Source organism: Prevotella pectinovora (assembly GCF_041323955.1).
Lineage (GTDB): Bacteria > Bacteroidota > Bacteroidia > Bacteroidales > Bacteroidaceae > Prevotella > Prevotella pectinovora.
Genome location: NZ_JBGLIV010000001.1, coordinates 670677 through 688074, shown reverse-complemented (window position 1 = coordinate 688074; position 17398 = coordinate 670677). Strand labels below are relative to the sequence as shown.

Here is a 17398-nt window from a genome sequence, read left to right as displayed (position 1 = left end):
TTTATTGTTTTGTTTGGGCAAACTTTCCCACCAAAAAAAGTTTACGTATGATCTGGAAGACAAAGGGAGTACCCATGGGCACTCCCTTTTATCCCAAATCGGCCATTAGGGCTTGCTTGGATTTTGATTTTTTAGAAGAGTGGATTTTGTTTGGCTTTTAATGAGTAATAGCGAGCTATTGCGAATTAAAAACGGACAAAAGACACCTTATAAAAAGCAAAAGACTGCAAGCAGTCATAAAAAAATAAAGTAAAACGTCCTAATGACCGTTTTGGGTTTATCACAAATATCAATTCAATCTTTACGCTCCATGAAACAAGTATTCCTCCTGCACCTTCTTCGTAAGATGGGTGAATAGAGTGTTGAGCAGCTGCTTGCTGAAGTCATATGCGCGCTTCTGCATGGCGATGCCGGCAGCCGTGAGAGCCTCAACGGCATTGTCGGGAGCTTCCTTGCATGTGGCGAGATATTCCTTCTCTATCTTCCGCTGCGTCTCGTCAAACTCAGTCTCAAGTTCAAGATATGCCTTCTTTATTATCGGGGCAAAATAGTTGTAGTCTGTCATACCCAGGGCGGCAATCTTGCGGAAGGTCCAATAGGCGGAATAGTCGTCGCTTTCGCTATTGGCACGATATGTATACCTCTCGTCCACCTCCGTAGCTCCCTGATAGAAGGGGATGAACACGCTCAGGTCTGCCATTCCAAACGCCACGTATGTCACTTCGCCAATAGCCGTCGGCAGCTCCGGACGCACCTGCATGATATGCGTCTGCGTAGTACGGAAGATACTTACCGGGCGGTATGGCTCCTTGCCGTTGGAGTGGAGGTAAGGGTCGTGGTCGGTATTGTCGTAGTGGAAGCGGAAAGCCTTGCGCAGGTCTGCAAGGGATATTTTCCTTTCAGCCTCGGCAAACACAGGGAAAGTGTTTTTCGCCACATCGTTATTTATAGCCGGCGAGAACATCCGTTGCAGTCCCCACACGCGCGGATAGTTGTATGTAGTATCGAGTTTCTCGTCTCTCGAATAAGCCTCATGAAAATCAAATTCACCGTCGGCAGGATTATACAGCCCGTTCTTCTCTGCAAACTCTATCAGATCTGCCGATGCCAGGAAATTCTCCTTGTCTTCGGGGTCATACTTGCGGTAGCGGCTCTGGTTTCCGGTCACGAAATACTTGTCCTTTGGCATCCTGCACGCCAGCCATCTGTGTCCGCCGGCATTCTCCAGATACCAGGTCTCCTTGGCATCTATAAAACCGATGCCGAAACCTTCCGCCGACCCGTATTCCTCAATCAGCGCTCCCAGTCTCTCCACGCCCTCACGGGCTGTATGCACATAAGGCAAAACAATGTTGTAGGTACAGTTCTCCGCCAGTCCGTCCTCCACATACGGGTCAGCCTCAAGAGCCTTCTCGCTGCTGAAGATAGTCTCCGTGGAACTCATTCCCACTCCAGCCGTGTTATATCCGGCGCTACCCCACTCTCCCGGATATGTATAGTCCGGCAGACCGGTATAGCCGAGTGCTTTCTTCGGCAACGGACAACGGAACTTGCTGTCCTTCGCCACGAATTCCTCCTGTCCGTCGTCAGTATCCCTGTGCACCTCCACGTTGATAGCCATCAAAGCGTCGAAATCACTTGAGCGGCACAGATATCTCGCACCGTCCACACTCTGTTCCTCCCCCACGATAATCGTGGTACATTCAGAAGGAAGTTTTCCTGAAATCTTTTCTTTCTCCATAGTCCCTGTTTATTTTAATATATGGTTCTATAGATGCAAAAGTATAAAAAACAGAATAATACGAAACAAAAAGACATATTAAATATGTATAAAATAGAGAAATACTTTGCTCTACCATGACACTATTCTGACATTTTTTCATGTTTACGAGTCGTAAAACGTACAAATTGTCAGACACCAACCCTTGCAAAGCCATTGGCACACATGTTGCGATATGCCTTAATGAAAGCCGAAAGCCTTGAAGCTTGAGGCAAAAAAAACATAAAACAACAATCAGAAGTCCCGACGGATCCGCATGGTGAAGGGAGGACGAGAAAAATAAAATTTGGAGGTATTCACTATGTTGATGGTTCGCAGAAACAATTATTCTAATTGGTTAGACAATTTCTTTGACGACTCACTTTCCGACACCGAGCTGATGCCGCAACGCAACACTACGGCTCCGGCACTCAACGTGAAGGAGACTGCCAAAGATTATATTATGGAAATGGCAGTTCCTGGACTGGAAAAGGAATGGGTGCGCATTAACGTCACCAACGAGGGACTTCTTCATGTTGCCATCGAGAACAAGATGGAACACAAGGAGGAGAACAGGGACAGCCACAAGTCTCGCCACATACACTACCTGCGCCGCGAGTTTGCCTATGGCAACTACGAGCAGAGCTACACTCTGCCGGATGATGTAGACCGCGACAAGATCAGTGCCGGCGTTGCCAACGGCATCCTCACAATCACCATTCCAAAGACTACTCCTGAACAGGAGGCCAAGGTGATGAGGAATATAGAGGTCAAGTAATACCACTTAAGCCCAAATGACATTTTAGGTTAAGATAAGGACAAGCCCCATACTTTTGATATTAAGGCAAAAGTATGGGGCTTGTTTTATACATAATCTACGATTGGCAATAGAGAAATTTAAATCTTGGAACAACTGCTCACAGTTTTCCTCCTTCCAGTCGTAGTTGCGCTGATACAGAGGTATGATGAATCGCTTGTCCGATCCATCAAAGAATTTTATAAGGGGTTGTGCGTCGCCTTTCATGGTTAGAATATTGATTTAATGTAACCAATAAGTTCTTTATTGTTACAATTAGGAACTTCAAGAGATCTACCTCCTTTTAAGCCATGTTTACATAGCTCTTTTTCAGAAAGCATTGTGCCTTCATATTCTTCAAGTAGTTCAAGTTTATAAGTAATGTCATTAGGTGATGTAACGACCCAAAACGATTGGTCTTCACGTTTGTAATTTTCAGCAGTTACCACCATTTTGAAACGTACATAACGCTCATCTGACATAAAAAGATACACAATATCTCCAATAGAAAAACGTGCTCTTCCCATTCTCCAATTGATGAATCCAAGACAATGGAGTGCATCAGCATGTCTAACCTTTTTTCTGTTGGCAAAGGCAAGCCAAGTGCGATTATTCAACATAATTGTCTTTTTAAGTCAAGAAACATCTAATAGTTTATAAAAAACAGGTAAAAAATCAGTCATACCATTCTTGAAAACTATTCTCTATGTTCTTTAATAGCCTCTACTGTTCATTCCGTTATCAAACTATTTCGTATTCTGTAGTTATTATCTTTATCTTCTTGAACAAAAATTTATAACATCACTTTTTGCAAGCAGTTGCTGTAAATATTACTCAATCAAACTCTTCTTCCAATTCTTCGCCTTTTCCGTTAGACGGTACATCTGTTTTGGATGGTTTGGATGTTCTGGATATTTCCGTTCAATACTGCCATCTGCCAGTGCAGGGGCGATATAACTATCATGCATTGTTTTACGTCTGACTATTGAACATAGTTTCATTATCTCAGAAACATCAAGGTAATCATCGTTCATTACTGTCACTAACTTTTCTACTTGGGCGGTACTTGGGCGGTACTTGGGCGGTCAAACTCCTTTTCCGTTGTCCACTCAGCCATTAATGTAGCCTTTAGAATAAAAGCGTCAATATGGAACGATGGAATTGTGCAGCCTTTTGTTTCCAGCTCATTGCAGATACGGTCAATGCCCTCGCCAAACTCTTTGACATACTATTGTCATCTTTACTGCTTATTTCTCTTGATAATGACAGCTTGATTCTTTCCAAGTTTGTCTGCCAGCCATTTGCCGTTTAGATTGCAAATCTACTAAATTCTACTGAGAATAGGGTGTGTTTACATAAATTATTATTATAGTCAAGCGATATTTGATGATTTCATACAAGGTATAACCATATTCACCATTGTCCAAGATTCCACATAACAAAGAAAATAAGATGAAGTATAAAACTATTATTGATAAATACAACAAGGAACAAATTTCACCTATATTTAATACCTGTTCATACTGTTGATTCCACCACAAAGTTGAAGATTTTACAGGGAGTCTGCTTAATAGACCGCACACTTGGTATGTCAGGAACTGCAGGAAGTAAAACATTTCAAAAAGCAAAAATACAGGCATGACCGTTGGATAATTATCAAAAATACCGTAAATTTGCTGATTGAATAATAAATGCAGCATTATGGCAGAGAAATACATCAATCCACATACTGATTTCGGCTTTAAGCGCCTGTTCGGTTCTGAGTTCAACAAGGAGTTGCTTATCAGCTTTCTGAACGCCATGTTCCATGGCGAACAGAACGTGCAGGACGTAACTTATCTCAACTCCGAACAACTTGGTGACCGTGTGGATGCCCGCCGAGCCATCTTCGACGTATATTGCGAGAATGACAAGGGAGAGAAATTCATCGTGGAGATGCAGAACGTATACCAGGAGTTCTTCAAAGACCGCACCATCTATTATTCAACGTTCCCCATCAGAGAACAGGCGCAGCGTGGAGGAGACTGGGATTTCCATCTCAATCCTGTCTACACGATTGGCTTGCTGAACTTCAACTTTGCCGACGGGCTTGAGAATGCAAAGCGCTGGCACCATGAGGTGAAGCTGATGGAGGTGGACACACACGAGGTGTTCTACGACAAACTCACATATATATACGTTGAGATACCTAAGTTTGACAAGAAAGAGAGTGAACTCGAAAGTATGTACGACAAGTGGATGTACGTATTGAAGAATCTCTCCAACCTAATGCAACGCCCCGCAGCCCTGCAAGAGCGTGTTTTCACACGTCTGTTCGAACAGGCAGAGATATCAAAGTTCGACAAACAGGAGCTGAAACTGTATGAAGACAGCGTCAATGCATACCGCGACATCGTGAATGCCATACGGACTGCGGAAAAGAAGAAATATGCAGAAGGACGTGCAGAAGGTGAGAAAAAGGCCAAAGAAAGAATAGCCTCCAATCTTCTGGCTCTTGGAGTGCCTATAGAAACTATCATGCAGGCATCGGGCTTGTCTGAAGAAGAGATAAAGAATATCCAATAAGACATCTTTTGCCTGTCTATAATGAACAATAGCCCGTTATGGCGAATTAAAAAGCAAAATCCACTCTTCCAAAAAACGAAATCCAAGCAAGCACTTATGACCGATTTGGGGGCAGAATTGGGCACGCTGCTTGCCCAACTGGGGCAACGTGCTTGCCCATCATGGGCAACGTGCTTGCCCCAGTTGGGCAGATTTGCTGTCAGACGTCTGCCCAATAAGTTAATGTTGCAACACCCATATTCCTGTTTTCAGGATTCTGCCAACGCATACAATTCCTGTCGTCTGTATTCCTTTCATCTGATAATTCTTTTTATCTGACAATTCTCTTTTCTTCAGCAAACCATCCATACAATAGGCTGACAATTGCCTGACAGCCAACTATCTGTTTGTCAGAACATTACGGCAAAAAACCAGATGGTCTGACAGTTTTTAAGCAATTCTTGGTTTTTACTGAGAATCAGCGATATGGGCAACTTTTGCTCATGTCGACCAACTTTAATTAATTCCGCCAACGGGTTATTACTATATTTTTTCAGACTTCCATGATACTTCTGTGACACTTCTATGACACTTTTCTGTAAAGAAGAAAGAAAAGTATCATTGAAGTATTATTCTGGCTTTCAAGAGATTAGGTATGGAAAAAGTCTCGAAAATGATACTATGACACTTTCCTCCGGAAAAAAGTATACGTGTTACGTATTACAAGATGTAATGACCGATTTGGGATTATTACAAAACAATAATGTAAGGAACCACCCTTTGGCTGCAATATGGTTTTCCCCATTCTATTTTAGGGATATCCCCTCAGTGGAGTTGGAGGGAAAACTATACTTTTGCCAGCGGAAAGAAAAAATTATTGTAGAACGTATTAAGAAAGGACAACTATTATGAAGAAGTTTATATTGGCAGCTCTGGCGATAATGACTATTGGCTGCACGGCTCAGGCTCAGGCTTATAAGAACAGCAGATATTACAACCAGCGAACTGGACATCTGGACTACTCCCGCCGACCGGGCACGGGACTATATCAGAGCGGCGAGAACTACTACGGACTGCGCATCGGACCGTCGTTTTCTACCGTGAGCTCCGACGACAAGACTCTTGATGGCGGCAACGCGCAGACGGGCCTCAACGTGGGTGCCGTGGTGGGCATAGCGTTGTCTGACCGTGCTCCGGTGTTTTTCGAGACGGGACTATACTATACCGAGAAGGGCGGCAAGAAGAAACTCGACGACGGCAAGAAGATGACCTACGACCTGAACTATCTGGAGGTGCCGCTGACTGTGAAATATGCCTACCCTATCGACGACCACTTCTCCATTCAGCCTTTTGCCGGCGGATACCTGGCATGTGGTGTGGGCGGAAAGATAAAGAACTATCGCGAGAGAGAAGCAGACCCGTCGTTCTCGAGCGACCGCTTCAAGCGCTTCGACGGCGGACTTCGTTTGGGCTGCGGCGTTGCCTACGACATGTTTTATGCCGACCTGACCTATGACGTGGGTCTGGCGAATATCTGTCACGATGAGTTCGACACGTCGCACAACGGATGTCTGACACTGAACTTCGGAGTGAACTTCTGAGTTCCAAAATCTCAATATATATTTCCGGGCATGGCTTCTCGAAAGCGAGGGGTCGTGCCTTTTTCGTTTGCCTATGCCAACGTCTAATAGAGTGATCATCTCTCTAATGATATTGACAAGCAGGGCTATAGTGCCGAGTTCAGCTCCGCGAAATTCTGTGATGAAGATGCTCGACAGGGAATAATAGGCGAAGCCGCTGTTGATGGCCATGCAGTCGGCAATGCCACGATGCAGATTATCCAAGAATCCGATTAAGCGAGGGAAATGGGAATGAAAAGCCCCCAAAGGCTACATTCCTGATACGGAACAGCACTTTGGGGGCATGCCTATAGTCTATGGATTGCAAATACGCTACACGGTCTGCCTCTTCACCACCAGCGAGGCTCCGATGCTCACCACCAGCACGCTGACAATGAACACGAGCGACGATATGGCATCAATCTCAAAAAACTCATGGATGAGCATCTTCACACCGATGAACACCAGGAGAACGCAGACACCGAGCTTAAGATAGCGGAATCTGTCGGCTATCGCTGCCAGGAGGAAGAACATGGCTCTCAGACCCAATATGGCAAAAATGTTGGAAAAGAACACCACATAGGGGTCGAGCGACACGGAGAATACCGCCGGTATGCTGTCGAAGGCAAAGATAAGGTCGCTGAACTCTATCACGAGCACCGTGACAAAGAGCGGAGTGAACAGCAGGCGTCCGGCACGGCGGATGAAGAACTTGTCGCCCTCGAACTGAGGGTGAATACGTCCCGTCTTGGACAGCAGTCTGACGAGCGGATGCTTCTCCACATCCATCTCCTCTTTCTTGTTGCGGTTGAGATACATCTTCACTCCGCTATATACAAGCACCGCACCGAAGACGAGCAATACCCAGTCGAAACGGCTTATTATGGCAGCGCCAAGGAATATGAACACGAAACGCAAGACGATGGCACCGAGTATTCCCCAGTTCAACACATGCTGATATTCATTCTTCCCCACTCCGAAGGATGTGAAAATCATCATCATCACGAAGAGGTTGTCTACAGAGAGCGTCTTCTCTATCAGATAACCTGAGATGTATGACACCGTCATGTAATGGCGGTATTGCTGCAGACTCGACTCGAAATCGTCGGGATTGAGTTTCAGATGCGAGGCATAGCGCGAAGCCACTGCCTGGAGATCGCTGAAATTCTCTATTCCATGTACCATATCACCATGAAACCACAAGAAGACGGAAAACAGGAGCGCCAAGGCTATCCATACGGCAGTCCAGGTGCCAGCCTCACGGATGGACACCTCGTGAGCCTTCTTGTCGATTACAAACATGTCAAGCAAAAGGATTGCGGCGATGAAAACCACAAAACCTCCTAAAAACAGCATTTCTGATAATTCCATATTTAAATATTTATAGTTGACGGGTAACGAGTAACAAGTTGACGAGTTGACAAAGGCGGGAGGAATATCCTCAAGCCTGTCTTCTCAAGCGGATGCAAAAGTAATTATCATTTATTACAAAATTGTTACAAAAACACTGATATTTAGACTTTTTAAGCTTGTCTGAAGAGTTTTAAGCCCTGAACAACCTATTGGAGATGCCGGAATTAGGATTTTTACACTAACTTTGCAGTCAGAATTAGCTTCACAATAAATGTATTACGTAAAAAAGAAGATGGAAATAGCAGGCTGCCACAAACTCAGTCTGCCCTACGAGAGCAAATGCACAAACCTGCATGGTCACAATTGGATCGTTACCGTATACTGCAAGGCCAGAGAACTGAACGAGGTGGGGATGGTGATTGATTTCAAGCATATCAAGAACAAGATACACGACTATCTTGACCACGGCAACTTCAACGAGCTGCTGCCTTTCAACCCTACGGCGGAGAACATAGCCAAATGGGTGTGCGACCAGATTCCGGAATGCTACAAGGTGGACGTGGAAGAGAGTTCCAACAATATGGTGACATACGTTAAGGACGAGGAGGAATGATGCGGATAAACGAGATATTCTACAGTCTGCAGGGAGAAGGACGCCACACGGGAACGCCAGCCGTTTTCGTGCGCTTTGCCGGTTGCAACCTCAAGTGTTCGTTCTGCGACACCGACCACTCCAGATCCGTGGAGATGACAGAGGAGGAGATTGTTGAAGAAGTGAGGCAATTTCCGGCACGCTTCGTTGTCATCACCGGCGGAGAGCCTTCGATGCAGGTCACGGCATCGCTGATAGAGAAGCTCCATGCTGAGGGATGCTATGTGGCAATGGAGACCAACGGCACATACGAACTGCCAGAAGACTGCCAGATAGACTGGATAACATGTTCGCCGAAAGGGAAACCGCTGAAGCTGCACAGGATAGACGAGCTGAAGGTGGTGTATGAGGGCAACGACGAAGGAGTGGACAGATATGCCAATGTAGAAGCAAAGGAATACCGCCTGCAACCATGCGACGTGAAAGACGAGACGCAGAACAAGGCAAACCTGCAGGGAGCGATAGGATATTGTCTGAAGCACCCCAAATGGAAACTGTCGTTGCAGACACACAAGATAATCAACGTGAGATAAGTTTCAATACGCATCAACAAATATATTTCTGTTTGTTTTTAGGAATAAATAAAAAAAATGTATCTTTGCATTATCTTATAGACAAGTTTGTAATTAACTTATTTTGAACAACAGACAGAAGAACATGACACTATATCCGCTATTATTCGAACCCAACCTGCACACCGTGGTATGGGGAGGCGACAGGCTCTGCCCATATAAGGGACTCAAGCCGCAAGATACCCCCATCGGCGAAAGCTGGGAGGTGAGCGCCGTACCGTCGAGCACAAGCATCGTGAGCAACGGCGAATGGGCAGGCAAAGAACTGACAACCGTTATCGACGCACATCCGAAGGAAATCCTGGGCGAATCGGTGAACAAGCTGTATGATGGCAAGATGCCACTGCTCGTGAAACTAATCGATGCCAAAGGAGACCTCAGCATTCAGGTGCATCCCAACGACGAGATGGCAAAGAGAGTACACGGCAAATCGGGAAAGACAGAGATGTGGTATGTCATCGACGCCAATCCCGGCAGCTATCTATATGCCGGATTCAAATCGAAAATCTCTGAATACGAATACAAGAAGCGTATCGCCGACGGCACTATAACCGACGTGCTTGCCCGCCATGAGGTGAAGGCCGGCGACGTGTTCTATCTGCCGGCAGGCAGAGTACACGCCATCTGCAGCGGCATCCTGCTTGCCGAAGTGCAGCAGTCGTCAGACGTCACCTACCGCATCTTCGACTACAACAGACCGGGACTGGACGGAAAACCGCGTGAGCTGCACACCGAACTGGCAGCCGAAGCTCTCGACTTCAATGTGGAGGACGAATATCGCACTATATATAAAGAGGATGACAACCGTGCCAACCTCATCATGGATTCACAGTTCTTCAGCGTAAGAGTGGCTGAACTGACGGAGCCGTTCCACCGCAACCTGCTGAAATACGACAGTTTCATCATAACGATGTGTATCAAGGGCGACTTCAAGATAAGGATAAGAGAGACAGGCGAAGAGACGACGGTGAGAGAGGGATACAGCTGTCTTATCCCTGCCGCCATCGCCGACTACGACGTGGTGCCGCTGAACGGGACAACAAGGATTCTCGACGCATTCATCGACAACAAGAAACGCGATTTGGGACACCGCATAACGCGTTTTCTCCACCTGTCGAGCAAATAAACCGACCACAACAAAACCTAATGACAGATTGGGCTTGAAACAATATCTTATGGTCATAATGACCGTTTGACCAAAACCGGTCATTAGGGCATGAAGGAGCCGGCATACCGCTTGCGACATGCCGCAAGTGCAGTCCATGGAGTGAATTAATGCTAATTGTTATTAATACACTTCATGAATTCTTTTTTATATATAATATAAAATGTATCTTTGCATACATCTTTACCAAAGAAACAGACATACAAAAACATTTCAAAAATACAATTATGGTTAGCAACAACATTCCTCAGGTCAAGCTGGGCATCATCGCCGTCAGCCGTGACTGTTTCCCTATCGCACTGTCAACACAGCGTCGCGAGAACATTGTAAAAGAATACACAGGTGAGATTTTCAACTGCCAGACCACCGTAGAGAATGAGCAGGACATGCTCAAGGCCGTTGCCGAAGTGAAGGCAGAACGCTGCAACGCCCTCGTGGTGTTCCTCGGCAACTTCGGTCCGGAAACACCGGAGACACTTATTGCAAAGGAGTTTGACGGTCCGGTGATGTTTGTGGCAGCTGCCGAAGGCGACGGCGACATGATAAACGGCCGTGGAGACGCATACTGCGGTATGCTCAACTGCTCATACAATCTGGGCATGCGCCATCTGAAGGGATATATCCCTGAGTATCCGGTTGGAACGGCAGAAGAAGTGGCAAAGATGATCAAAGACTTCGTGCCGGTGGCACGCACCATCATAGGTCTGAAGGGTCTGAAAATCATCACCTTCGGTCCTCGTCCACAGGATTTCTTCGCTTGCAACGCTCCTATCAAGGGACTCTATGAACTGGGTGTGGAGATAGAAGAGAATTCAGAGCTCGACCTGCTCGTGGCTTACAAGGAGCACGAGAACGACCCTCGCATCGACGCCGTATGCAAGGAAATGGCAGAAGAGATGGGCGAAGGCAAATATTACCCGGACCTGAGCCGCCGCATGGCACAGTTTGAGCTTACTCTCCTTGACTGGGCAGAGCAACACAAGGGTTCCCGCCAGTATGTGGCATTCGCCGACAAATGCTGGCCTGCATTCCCAAGCCAGTTCGGATTTGAGCCATGCTACGTGAACAGCCGTCTGGCAAGCCGTGGCATCCCTGTGGCCTGCGAGGTGGACATCTACGGTGCTCTCTCAGAGTTCATCGGCATCTGTGCTTCTGACGACACGGTGACTCTGCTCGACATCAACAACTCCGTGCCTAAATATATCTACAACGAGGACATCACCGGCAAATACGACTACCAGCTCACAGACACCTTCATGGGCTTCCACTGCGGCAACACTCCTCAGTGCAAGATGTGTTCTGCCCGTGCCATCAAATATCAGCTCATCCAGAACCGTCTGCTCGAGAACGGTGGCACTCCCGACTTCACCCGTGGCACTCTGGAGGGTGACATCGCTGCCAGCCCAATCACATTCTATCGTCTGCAGTGTGACTCTGAGGGCAATCTGCGCTCTTATATCGCTGAGGGCGAGGTGCTCGACGTGCCTACACGCTCGTTCGGCGGCATAGGAATCTTTGCCATCCGCGAGATGGGTCGTTTCTATCGCCACGTGCTCATCCAGAAAGGATATCCTCATCATGGTGCCGTTGCCTTCTCACATGTCGGCAAGACGCTCTTCGAGGTATTCAAATATCTCGGCATCAAGGATATCGCTTACAACCAGCCTAAATCTCTCCCCTACCCAACGGAGAATCCATGGGCATAAGCCCAAACGGCCATCAGGGCTTAAGAACAAGGCCCTGACTGCAAGACTACGTTATCCAGACTGCAAGACTACGTTATCGTGACTTGCAGTAAAACTGATACAGACTGCCTGTTATAACATTCTGATTTGCGAGATGACAGTTCATACTGCAAGTCAGCTGAAAGACACAGACAGAAAAGATAAACCCAAGATACGGAAAATCCCGTTTCCTGCAAAACTCAAGCTTAGCTTCATTTGCCGGAAACGGGATTTTTAGTTTATCCCCATCGGTCATTAGGGATTGCCGGGATATTAAACCCAAATCGGTCATTAGGCCGTTTAATGTATAATTTTAATAACTGCTTGCAGTCTTTTGCTTTTTATAAGGCGTCTTTTGCTCGTTTTTAATTCGCAATAGCCCGCTATTACTCATTAAAAGCCAAACAAAATCCACTCTTCTAAAAAACAAAATCCATGCAAGCCCTAATGACCGATTTGGGTTAAAAAGCGGACAATGGAATCCGCTGAAACCATTGTCCGCCCTGACGATAACTAAATAAACATTTATTGATTTTTACAAATCAGAACATGAGAATTTTCATTTGATACATCATGTCAGTTCGCTTTCACGAACATGAACTGATGTGTGATGTCGTTGAAGTAGATGTCGTATGTTCCGGCAGGAATAACGATATTGTCACCATTGGCCTCTGCTGTATATATCATACCGGCGAGAGAAGTAGTCTTTCCACCCCAGCTGATAGTCCATTCGTGGTTAGAACGGAACTTCAACTCTGTCTCTGAAGAGAAGGTGTGGTTGATATACCAGTTGTGTGGTGCAGTCTGCTCCATGTCTACATCACCCTTCCATTCGTTGAAGCCTCCGATAAGGCTGACGGTATTGAATGCTTCAGGAGACTGGTTGTCGAGCTTTGTCCATGAATAGGTCTTTGCCGCCATATCGATTGTCAGCGTGTAGTAAGCACCCTTTTCAGGACAAACGAAAGCATTGGCGCCACTGTTAATGAGAGCACCCTCCATGCTTTTATCTCCGTCGGAAACGCTACCCCATGCAACATCCCAGTTGCCGATGCCGGCACGGTTCCATATCTTCAGGTTGGCGTCGCCTGTCCACTGCGTTGTGATAGAAGCCTTAGAACCGCTCTCGTTGTAGAAAGCAACCTTAGAAGCAGACTCTGCGTTCCATCCATACACACCGCCTACCATATAATAAGAGTCTGCTCTTACCACACTGTAGCTGTAGTCAATCATGTTCAGCGTAATGACGTATGTGCCAGCCTCGGCAATCTTGCCGGCCTGTGGGTTATCAGTAACGAGAGTACCCTCGGCATCGGTAGAACCGTCCTTGACTGTACCGACCACACCCTGCTGCCAGATGTTGTTGGCATCAAGATTCTCCTGTGGGATAATCTTCCAGTACGTGTCGTTCTTTGTCGTTGTCACGGTGAATGTGAAGAAAGGATCCTCATAAACGTCCTTGTCAGAACGAGAGAACTTATACCCGGCAAGTTTGTTCACATCCGTAGTCCAGTCGTTGAAGTCGCCGATAAGATAATAAGCCTTAGAGATGAACGGAGCCTTTGGAGCCACGTTGATATTGATTTCTCCTGCATCCACGAGCAGAGCCTGTCCGTTTGCCATCACGTCAGAATATACGTGAACCTTGAAAGGACGAACTGCCGGACGCTTTCCGTAAGCCTTCACCACAGCGGTCTGCAATGCCGTGCTGTCCACTGTACCATCGTTGTTTGCCTCCAGAATCTGTGGCAGGTCGTATGTTGCAGCCTCATCAGTAGGAGTGATTATCATGCGGGTCTTGTTGAGCTCTGTTCCCTCTGGCAGAGCAGCCTCAGAGAGGTTGAAAACCTTCACGTTCTCACCAGGGTTGGCAAGGTTGACGTCGCCGGCAGCTGTCGCTGTGAAACCAGGAATGGTGATGGCGTTCTCCTGTCCAAATCCCTGAGGATTGGTCCAGTCGTCATAGTCGCCGTTGCAGCTTGCGAAGGAGAGTCCCACCAAAGCTGCCAAGCTATATAATAATGTCTTTTTCATTGTTGTTTGTTTTTTGTCGTTTGAAGGAGAGAGACAGGACTCAAGCGAAAGAGTCCCATCCACTCTCTTTCTGATTATAAGTTTATCAAACATGTCGGATATATAAGATTTTCAAGTCTTATAAAGATCCGGCAATTCCACCTTATTTCATCTCACCGGTGTTCTTGTCGAAGTTGACATAGAGTTTCTGACCAGCAGAGCATTTCACTGAATAATCATCGCCTACGTTTGTAGCCCAGTTGTCAACGATGTTGTCCTTGCGGAAGAACAGGCTGCCGTTGTAGAGAGTGAACTCTGTGCGCCACCACTCCAGTCCAGGGATGCGGATGTAAGCACGAAGCTCTCCGCTGGCTGTACAAGCAGGAGATACCCATTCGCCTGAATTGTCGGCAGGAGCCTGCATAGCGAGAGCATCGTTTGCCTCGTCCCAATTTCCGAAGGCTGCACCAATTACGTAAGCCTTGCCAGGATAGATGTGCAGAGTGTAGTTGATGCTCTTCTTGTCAGAAGACATAACACCATCGAAGTGCAGAGCATACCATCCGCCCTTTGCAAGCACGATATTGTCGTCGTCGTTGGCTGAAACGCCTGCTTCAGCCTGGTCGTCGATGGTGATCTTTCCGAATCCGCGGCAGTCTTCAACGAAAGTGCCCCACTTGAATGAACCACCATCCGGTACGTAGACCATAGTGTAATACTGTCCTTCTATACCATATACCGGAGCCACCTGTTTCCAGCTTTTCCAAGCGTCCTGGATAGAAGAGCCAACGACATAGAGACAAGCAGGATATTCAACGTCAGGTGCCTGATATTCGGCACGTACAGAAGAGAGAGTGATGACATTAGAATATGTCTCACCGAGATTCTCTATCATCGATCCGTCGATGATGGCACGCAGTCTGATATAAACAGGCATTGAAGAAGGAACGTCGGCATCAGGGTTAGCCTCCTGATAGAGGTCTACCAATGCGTTGTTCATCTCCACGGCGTTGGCTGCCATCTTTGCAGTTGTGAAAGAAGTGGACAGCTCCTTGAACTTGGCATCCTTGTTTCCTTCAGCGAATGTAGGGTCGATGGATACCTGTACGAAATAGCGCACTACGTATGGCACTCCGTCGCCATAGTTAGGCTGGGTGCATGTCAGCTCCACTCCGTCAGAATTGGCGAGGTCGTATGTGTTGCCAGCGTAAGCCGGTGTGTTGAGAACGAAGCCCTCTGCCACATGGCTCAAATCGAGCGTAGGGTTGCAGTCGTCGTCTTTGTCGCAGGATGCGAACAAGAACGGCAGGACGAGCAACGGAAGCATCATTATTTTATTTATATATTTCATGATACGTTTTCTTTTATGATTATAAAACATGTTTTCTATTCTCTCTCCCCCTGATTAATAACCAGGGTTCTGATGCAAGTTGGCGTTACCGGCTATCTCGTTGGCTGGTACTGGATAAACGTTGTAATGTGAATCAACACCTACTCCATTTTCCTGACCGCCCTTGAAGCTCCATACATACTGGCTGCTGGTGAAGAGGCCGAAACGAACGAGGTCGCTGCGGCGGCGTCCTTCGAGATAGAACTCACGACACCACTCGTCGAGGATGTAGTTGAGGTCGACAGACTGTGCGATGTTTATTCTGTGGGCACGATCCTGCAGCTTCTGGATATCCTTCAGCGCACCTTGCTTGTCGCCGAGACGATAGAGAGCCTCAGCACGTGTGAGGTAGATTTCGCCAAGACGGAAGAGAGGAATGTCTGTATCACAGAAGTTGTCTCCATGAGCGGCAGCACCGTCGGTACGCACGTTAGACCATTTCACGATAGAGAGTCCGTCTAAGAAGTTCTTGATTGTCTTGTCTGGCGACAGGCGGCGCACACCACCTGCGAATCCTCCGTAGAGAAGTGCACGGTCGTCACCAGCCTTGCGGAGCATCTCCTTAGTGCTTGCGCCGAGTGCCTCGTCCATCTTCAGGATGTCTGCCTCTGTGAGTTTGGATGCGTCGAGGTTGTTGTCCTTCAGATATTTGTCGTATGACTTACGGCAAGCGTCGTTGTCGGCATTCACCACGTCGAGGCTTGGAATGAACTTGCCAACCATGTCTTTGCGTGCAAAGATACACTGCCATGGGTTTGACTGATAGTAGTAAGGCATTCCGCTGCAGCGTGTTCCGTTGATAAGCATTGTGGAACCACCATGACTACGTGCCTTTGCTCCATCCTGGCGGATAGGGAGGATAATCTCCTTCATAGCCTCCGGATTCTCGTCGTTGTCAGCCATGAAGAGCTGCTGATAACCGGTGTATCCGTTCTTTGGCTCCTTGGCGAGTTCGTAGACGTTTGCCGAGATGATCTTGTCGCAATAGTCCTTTGCCTTCTGGTAGTCGTTCACCTGTCCGTCGGTGTATACCATGGCGTTGAGTGCGAGACGGGCATGCAGAGCGTAGGCTGCACCGCGGTCGGCACGGCCGAAGTCTTTGCTGTTGCAGTATGCTCCCACTTCTTTCATCATTGGCTCTATGGCTGTCAGCTCCTGGTCAATCCAGTTGTAGAGGTCGATGCCTACCTTCTCGTCAGGCAGTTCTCCGTTGAACTCGAGTTTGAACGGTGCTCTACGGAAGAGGTCGAGGAACTCGAAGTAGTTGAGAGCACGCAGGAAACGAATCTCTGCAATCTCGTCGTCAGGAAGTTTGCCTGTCTGCTCAGAGATAAACTGGTTGTGAAGCGTGACATCATAGGCAAGGCGCTGGTAGCACCAGTTCACACGTGGAGAAGCTGATGTCCATGCCATGTTTGTAATCGGTGCCATGTCTTCATTGTCCTGCCATGCCCATATGATCTCGTCGGTGTTGAGTTCGTTGAGGTTGAACACCGTGCGGTAGAAACCGCTCTCACCCTCATCACCACTCATGTCACCGTTACCGTCAGGACCCTTCTGACCGGTGAGTCCCAATGAGGCATATTGCTTGGCAAGGAGCTGCTTCACATCATACGATGATGAAGTCTGTGGGTCTATTGGTGATATATTCAAGTCGTCGGCACATGACATTGTCCCTAATGTCAGGAAAGCCAAAGCCGCACTCTTTAAAATTATATGTTTCATAATTGTAGTTGTTTATTTTGTTAGTTGACGAGGAGACAAGCAGACGAGTTGACAAGGAAATTTACCTTCCTCTGCTATATGATGCT

Annotated in this window: 14 protein-coding genes and 2 pseudogenes; 7 read left to right on the top strand and 9 right to left on the bottom strand. The window is 47.1% G+C overall.

Annotation, left to right across the window (positions count from 1 at the left end; translation table 11 throughout):
• Positions 1 to 301: 301 nt before the first annotated feature.
• Positions 302 to 1741 (bottom strand): C69 family dipeptidase, encoded by a 1440-nt coding sequence (locus ACDC99_RS02660; RefSeq protein ID WP_370755734.1) that lies wholly within the window; start codon positions 1739 to 1741, stop codon positions 302 to 304.
• Positions 1742 to 2081: 340 nt separating this feature from the next.
• Between ACDC99_RS02660 and ACDC99_RS02655 the strand changes: the two genes are divergently transcribed.
• Complete coding sequence (locus tag ACDC99_RS02655; protein WP_370756903.1) at positions 2082 to 2537, top strand: Hsp20/alpha crystallin family protein; 456 nt, start codon at positions 2082 to 2084, stop codon at positions 2535 to 2537.
• A gap of 24 nt (positions 2538 to 2561) precedes the next feature.
• Here ACDC99_RS02655 and ACDC99_RS02650 read toward each other — a convergent pair whose 3' ends face one another.
• The 3 genes and pseudogenes from ACDC99_RS02650 to ACDC99_RS02640 all read right to left on the bottom strand — a co-directional run.
• Positions 2562 to 2783, bottom strand: coding sequence for a GmrSD restriction endonuclease domain-containing protein (locus ACDC99_RS02650; protein WP_370755732.1), 222 nt, complete (start codon positions 2781 to 2783; stop codon positions 2562 to 2564).
• A gap of 2 nt (positions 2784 to 2785) precedes the next feature.
• The gene (locus ACDC99_RS02645) at positions 2786 to 3175 is read right to left on the bottom strand and encodes a hypothetical protein (protein WP_370755730.1); all 390 of its coding nucleotides are present in this window, start codon (positions 3173 to 3175) and stop codon (positions 2786 to 2788) included.
• A gap of 210 nt (positions 3176 to 3385) precedes the next feature.
• Positions 3386 to 3601, bottom strand: a pseudogene (locus ACDC99_RS02640) (Fic family protein); the annotation flags it as partial.
• Positions 3602 to 4256: 655 nt separating this feature from the next.
• On the opposite strand from ACDC99_RS02640, the gene ACDC99_RS02635 reads away from it, so the two are divergent.
• A complete protein-coding gene (locus ACDC99_RS02635; RefSeq protein ID WP_042518695.1) occupies positions 4257 to 5120 on the top strand; it encodes an Rpn family recombination-promoting nuclease/putative transposase in 864 nt (287 codons plus the stop codon).
• Between the two features lie 887 nt (positions 5121 to 6007).
• Positions 6008 to 6700, top strand: a complete 693-nt coding sequence (locus ACDC99_RS02630) for a porin family protein (protein ID WP_022315649.1) — start codon at positions 6008 to 6010, stop codon at positions 6698 to 6700.
• A gap of 84 nt (positions 6701 to 6784) precedes the next feature.
• Here ACDC99_RS02630 and ACDC99_RS02625 read toward each other — a convergent pair.
• Together ACDC99_RS02625 and ACDC99_RS02620 are read right to left on the bottom strand one after the other, a co-directional pair.
• Positions 6785 to 6931 (bottom strand): annotated as a pseudogene (locus ACDC99_RS02625) (LysO family transporter); the annotation flags it as partial.
• 120 nt (positions 6932 to 7051) lie between these two features.
• A complete protein-coding gene (locus ACDC99_RS02620) occupies positions 7052 to 8089 on the bottom strand; it encodes a TerC/Alx family metal homeostasis membrane protein (protein WP_042518699.1) in 1038 nt (345 codons plus the stop codon).
• 253 nt (positions 8090 to 8342) lie between these two features.
• Between ACDC99_RS02620 and ACDC99_RS02615 the strand changes: the two genes are divergently transcribed.
• From ACDC99_RS02615 to ACDC99_RS02600, 4 genes are all read left to right on the top strand, one after another.
• The gene (locus ACDC99_RS02615; RefSeq protein ID WP_042518701.1) at positions 8343 to 8684 is read left to right on the top strand and encodes a 6-pyruvoyl trahydropterin synthase family protein; all 342 of its coding nucleotides are present in this window, start codon (positions 8343 to 8345) and stop codon (positions 8682 to 8684) included.
• Positions 8681 to 9256 carry a 7-carboxy-7-deazaguanine synthase QueE gene (locus tag ACDC99_RS02610; RefSeq protein WP_370755727.1) on the top strand — a complete coding sequence of 192 codons (576 nt, stop codon included), beginning with the start codon at positions 8681 to 8683 and terminating at the stop codon, positions 9254 to 9256. The genes ACDC99_RS02615 and ACDC99_RS02610 overlap by 4 nt, the downstream gene beginning before the upstream one ends.
• Before the next feature lie 124 nt (positions 9257 to 9380).
• A complete protein-coding gene (locus tag ACDC99_RS02605; RefSeq protein ID WP_022315645.1) occupies positions 9381 to 10421 on the top strand; it encodes a type I phosphomannose isomerase catalytic subunit in 1041 nt (346 codons plus the stop codon).
• A 266-nt stretch (positions 10422 to 10687) separates the two neighbouring features.
• On the top strand, positions 10688 to 12166 hold the full coding sequence (locus tag ACDC99_RS02600; RefSeq protein ID WP_370755725.1) for an L-fucose/L-arabinose isomerase family protein: 1479 nt from the start codon (positions 10688 to 10690) through the stop codon (positions 12164 to 12166).
• A gap of 594 nt (positions 12167 to 12760) precedes the next feature.
• On the opposite strand, the gene ACDC99_RS02595 is transcribed toward ACDC99_RS02600, so the two are convergent.
• The 3 genes from ACDC99_RS02595 to susD form a co-directional block, all read right to left on the bottom strand.
• On the bottom strand, positions 12761 to 14218 hold the full coding sequence (locus ACDC99_RS02595; RefSeq protein ID WP_288745552.1) for an Outer membrane protein SusF domain-containing protein: 1458 nt from the start codon (positions 14216 to 14218) through the stop codon (positions 12761 to 12763).
• A 142-nt stretch (positions 14219 to 14360) separates the two neighbouring features.
• A complete protein-coding gene (locus tag ACDC99_RS02590; protein WP_370755723.1) occupies positions 14361 to 15548 on the bottom strand; it encodes a SusF/SusE family carbohydrate-binding protein in 1188 nt (395 codons plus the stop codon).
• Positions 15549 to 15602: 54 nt separating this feature from the next.
• Positions 15603 to 17312: a starch-binding outer membrane lipoprotein SusD gene (gene susD / locus ACDC99_RS02585; RefSeq protein ID WP_370755722.1), complete on the bottom strand. Its 1710-nt coding sequence runs from the start codon at positions 17310 to 17312 to the stop codon at positions 15603 to 15605.
• Between the last annotated feature and the right edge of the window lie 86 nt (positions 17313 to 17398).

Bases quoted from the DNA above. Each gene is read 5' to 3' on its own strand.
- ACDC99_RS02620 (WP_042518699.1), bottom strand. From the start codon at position 8,089: ATGGAATTATCAGAAATGCTGTTTTTAGGAGGTTTTGTGGTTTTCATC.
- ACDC99_RS02595 (WP_288745552.1), bottom strand. From the start codon at position 14,218: ATGAAAAAGACATTATTATATAGCTTGGCAGCTTTGGTGGGACTCTCC.
- ACDC99_RS02635 (WP_042518695.1), top strand. From the start codon at position 4,257: ATGGCAGAGAAATACATCAATCCACATACTGATTTCGGCTTTAAGCGC.
- ACDC99_RS02610 (WP_370755727.1), top strand. From the start codon at position 8,681: ATGATGCGGATAAACGAGATATTCTACAGTCTGCAGGGAGAAGGACGC.
- ACDC99_RS02630 (WP_022315649.1), top strand. From the start codon at position 6,008: ATGAAGAAGTTTATATTGGCAGCTCTGGCGATAATGACTATTGGCTGC.
- susD (WP_370755722.1), bottom strand. From the start codon at position 17,312: ATGAAACATATAATTTTAAAGAGTGCGGCTTTGGCTTTCCTGACATTA.
- ACDC99_RS02600 (WP_370755725.1), top strand. From the start codon at position 10,688: ATGGTTAGCAACAACATTCCTCAGGTCAAGCTGGGCATCATCGCCGTC.
- ACDC99_RS02605 (WP_022315645.1), top strand. From the start codon at position 9,381: ATGACACTATATCCGCTATTATTCGAACCCAACCTGCACACCGTGGTA.
- ACDC99_RS02660 (WP_370755734.1), bottom strand. From the start codon at position 1,741: ATGGAGAAAGAAAAGATTTCAGGAAAACTTCCTTCTGAATGTACCACG.
- ACDC99_RS02645 (WP_370755730.1), bottom strand. From the start codon at position 3,175: ATGTTGAATAATCGCACTTGGCTTGCCTTTGCCAACAGAAAAAAGGTT.
- ACDC99_RS02590 (WP_370755723.1), bottom strand. From the start codon at position 15,548: ATGAAATATATAAATAAAATAATGATGCTTCCGTTGCTCGTCCTGCCG.
- ACDC99_RS02615 (WP_042518701.1), top strand. From the start codon at position 8,343: ATGTATTACGTAAAAAAGAAGATGGAAATAGCAGGCTGCCACAAACTC.
- ACDC99_RS02655 (WP_370756903.1), top strand. From the start codon at position 2,082: ATGTTGATGGTTCGCAGAAACAATTATTCTAATTGGTTAGACAATTTC.
- ACDC99_RS02650 (WP_370755732.1), bottom strand. From the start codon at position 2,783: ATGAAAGGCGACGCACAACCCCTTATAAAATTCTTTGATGGATCGGAC.